Here is a 3,601-nt window from a genome sequence, read left to right on the forward strand (position 1 = left end):
CCGCCCCGGACCCCGCCCCGGACCGCCACTTCGGAGGCCGACACCGCCAGCTGATTCGCCTGCCGCGCGTTGTCGGCGTTCTGCTTGACCGTGCTGGTGAGTTCTTCCATCGAGGCCGCCGTCTCCTCCAGCGAGCTCGCCTGCTCCTCGGTGCGCGACGATAAGTCCTGGTTGCCGGTGGCGATCTCGCCCGAGGCCGTCGCGATGGTGTCGGTGCCCGTGCGCACTTCGCCCACCACCTTCGACAGGCTCTCGTTCATGTGCTTGAGCGCCTGCATCAGCTGGCCCGTCTCGTCGCGGCTCTCCACCTGGATGCGCGTGCTCAGGTCACCGGCCGCCACCGACTCCGCGACCCGGACCGCCTTGCCCAGCGGCCTCGTGATGCTGCGCGAGATGAGCCACGCGAACACGCTGCCGACGATCACCGTCAGGATGCCCAGGAGAAGCCGCAGGACGAAACCGCGTTCGTTGGTCGCATCGATCGCGCGACTCATGTCGTCGATCGCCTGCCGTTCCAGCGAGAGCAATTCGAGCACGCGGCTTTCGTAGGCCTTCGCCGCCGGAAGGAACGACGTCTTGAAGACGCGCTCCGTCTCCTCCGCGTTGCCGCTCGCCTTCGCCTTGCCCACCAGGTCCTTGGCGGCCTGGTACTTCGCACGCAGCTCGACGATCGACTTGAAAGTCGACTTCTCGATATCGGTCACCAGCAGCGCCTCGACCTTCGCCATGGTCTCGCTGCCCTTCTTGACGCTGTCGGAGATCACCTCGGCGAAGGTGACGGGCAGCGTCTCGTCGGTGGTCTTGGCGATCATCGAAGTGCGCGCGATGGCCGAATAGGTCAGCACGTACCAGTCGGCGATGAGCCGCTCCTTGGCCAGCGGGCTCTGCATCATGTGGCGGGTGGCTTCCGCGTTGTTTCGCGCACTGACCAGCGCGATCGTGGTCGAGACGATCGTCAGCCCCAGGACGACGGCGAAGCCGATGGCGAGGCGGGTTCCGATGCGGACGTTGGACAGGAGATTCATGATGGGGCTCGAAGTTGGAAGTTCGCTTTTCTCAGGCCGCTGCGGCCTCGACCAGGCCCATTTCCTCGCTGGACATGAGCCGGTCGATGTCCACCAGGATCAGCATCCGCTCGTCCAGCGTCCCCAGGCCGATCAGGTAGTCCGTGTCCAGCACCGACCCCATCGCCGGCGCCGGCTTGATCTGCTCCGGCGACAGCGTGATCACGTCCGACACGCTGTCCACCACCATCCCCACCACACGGCCCCCGATGTTCAGCACGATCACCACCGTGAACTGGTCGTAGCTCGGCGTCCCCAGCGCGAACTTGATCCGCATGTCGATGATCGGAACGATGATCCCGCGCAGGTTCACCACCCCCTTGATGTACTCCGGCGCGTTCGCGATCCGCGTCACCGCGTCGTAGCCGCGCAGCTCCTGCACCCGCTGGATGTCGATGCCGTACTCCTCCTCGCCCAGCGTGAAGGAAAGAAACTCCAGCGGCCTGGCCGCGCGCGCGGCCGGAGCGGCTGCTTCCTGGGAGGACTGCTTGCCTTGATCTGCGTTCATTTCGTTGACTCCATGAGTTGAAACTTGCTTTTGCCGCGGCTGCTGCCCCCGGCATCCATCCTGAAAACGCTGACTGCGTCGACCAGGCCGCCGGCCTGCGCCTGCAGCGACTGCGCGGCAGCCGCGGCCTCTTCCACCAGCGCCGCGTTCTGCTGCGTCACCTGGTCCATCTGCGTGATCGCCTGGTTGATCTGCTCGATCCCCGAGGTCTGCTCCCGGCTCGCCGTCGTGATCTCGCCCATGATGTCGGTCACGCGCTTCACGCTGCCGACGATCTCTTCCATGGTCTTGCCCGCTTCGGCCACCAGCGCGCTGCCCGCGCCCACCTTGCCCACCGAGTCRTCGATCAGGCCCTTGATCTCCTTGGCCGCGCCGGCGGAGCGCTGCGCGAGATTGCGCACCTCCGCCGCCACCACCGCGAAGCCCCGGCCCTGCTCGCCGGCCCGCGCGGCTTCCACCGCCGCGTTCAGCGCCAGGATGTTGGTCTGGAARGCGATGCCGTCGATSACGCCGATGATGTCGACGATCCTGCGCGAGGACGCGTTGATCGAGGCCATGGTGTCGACCACCTGGCTCACCACCTCCCCGCCCTTCACCGCCACCTCCGACGCAGAGGCCGCGAGCTCGTCGGCCTGGCGCGCGTTGTCGGCGTTCTGCTTGACCGTGCTGGTGAGTTCTTCCATCGAGGCCGCGGTCTGTTCCAGCGAGCTGGCCTGCTCCTCGGTACGCGACGACAGATCCTGGTTGCCGGCCGCGATCTGGCCCGAAGTGGTCATCACGCCGGCCACGCTGGCCCCGACGTCCGCGACGATCGCGAACAGGTTCGCGCTCATCTGGTTCAGCGCCCGCAGCAAGCCCTTGGTCTCGTCCGTGGGACGGATCTGGAACTCGGCCAATGCGCCGCCCGCGATGGCCTGCGCAACGCACACGGCCTGATCCAGCGGCCGGAACACCGTGCGCGCAAGGAAATGGCCCAGGCCGATCCAGGCCAGCGCGGAACCCAGCGATGCGCCCGCGATCAGCTTCGGCAGCCAGCCGGGCGCGTTCGACGCCGCCGCGAGCGGCGCGACCGCCGACCAGGCCACTGCACCGATGCCCAGCGAGAGCACCGCGGCGCCGGCGGCCACCACGGAAACCCGGTGCCGGATCGGAATGCGGCGCAGACTGCCGATCGGATCCGACAGGCCGCGCGAGACCACCTCCCCCTGGCGAATCCGCAGGCCCGACGCCCGGCCGTCGAGGATGCGGCGATAGATCCGGCCGGCCTGGTCGACCTCGGCACGATCGGGTTCCCGGCGCACCGACATGTAGCCCTCGGTCACGCCCTCGCGGTGGATCGGCGTCACATTCGCCTGGACCCAGTAGAAATCGCCGTTCTTGCGGCGGTTCTTGACCAGGCCCGTCCAGGGCAGGCCGCGCCCCAGCGTTTCCCACATGTCGGAGAAGGCCTCCGGCGGCATGTCGGGATGGCGCACGATGTTGTGGGCCTTGCCGATGAGTTCATCGAGGGCGTAGCCGCTGACCTCCACGAAGATCGGGTTGACGTAGGTGATACGCCCCTTGAGGTCGGTGCGGGACACCAGTGCGGCGCCCTTGGGCAGCAGATATTCCTGGTCGTTGACGGGTAGATTGACACGCATACGCTTCAGCGCTTTCCAATGGGTTCGACGCGCGTGCGGATGCACCGCGTCCGGATTCGAATTCGAGCCTGCACATGCTCACGAGCTGCGTGGTCGGGAAATGACTCTCTCCGTGTTATCGGCAGCAGGTCGCCAGTCCTGAAGGGCTGGCTTCGAAATTCCGTTCAACCGCCCGCGAGGGGGCGTCCGAATGCAGGCTCGCTGCGTTCGCCGCTGCCTGCCCCCATCTTGAAGACGCTCACGGCCTGCACCAGGCTCGACGCCTGCTCCTGCAGCGAGCCCGCCGCCGCCGCAGCCTCCTCCACCAGCGCCGCGTTCTGCTGCGTCACCTGGTCCATCTGCGTGATCGCCTGGTTGATCTGCTCGATCCCCGAGGTCTGCTCCTGGCT

General features: G+C 67.1%; 3 protein-coding genes and 1 pseudogene. All 4 read right to left on the bottom strand.

The features are described from left to right. Positions 1 to 1,025, bottom strand: a 1,025-nt coding sequence (locus AB4Z46_RS35045) for a methyl-accepting chemotaxis protein (protein WP_442288161.1), incomplete at its 3' end; no start/stop codon positions are given. A 31-nt stretch (positions 1,026 to 1,056) separates the two neighbouring features. Continuing rightward, the gene (locus AB4Z46_RS35050) at positions 1,057 to 1,572 is read right to left on the bottom strand and encodes a chemotaxis protein CheW (RefSeq protein WP_442288162.1); all 516 of its coding nucleotides are present in this window, start codon (positions 1,570 to 1,572) and stop codon (positions 1,057 to 1,059) included. After that, on the bottom strand, positions 1,569 to 3,212 hold the full coding sequence (locus AB4Z46_RS35055; protein WP_442288163.1) for a methyl-accepting chemotaxis protein: 1,644 nt from the start codon (positions 3,210 to 3,212) through the stop codon (positions 1,569 to 1,571). Before AB4Z46_RS35055 ends, AB4Z46_RS35050 begins: the two co-directional genes overlap by 4 nt. A gap of 164 nt (positions 3,213 to 3,376) precedes the next feature. Further along, positions 3,377 to 3,601: pseudogene (locus tag AB4Z46_RS35060) on the bottom strand (methyl-accepting chemotaxis protein); the annotation flags it as partial.

Source organism: Variovorax sp. M-6, assembly GCF_052114385.1.
Classification (GTDB): Bacteria; Pseudomonadota; Gammaproteobacteria; order Burkholderiales; family Burkholderiaceae_C; genus Variovorax.

Bases quoted from the DNA above. Each gene is read 5' to 3' on its own strand.
- AB4Z46_RS35050 (WP_442288162.1), bottom strand. From the start codon at position 1,572: ATGAACGCAGATCAAGGCAAGCAGTCCTCCCAGGAAGCAGCCGCTCCG.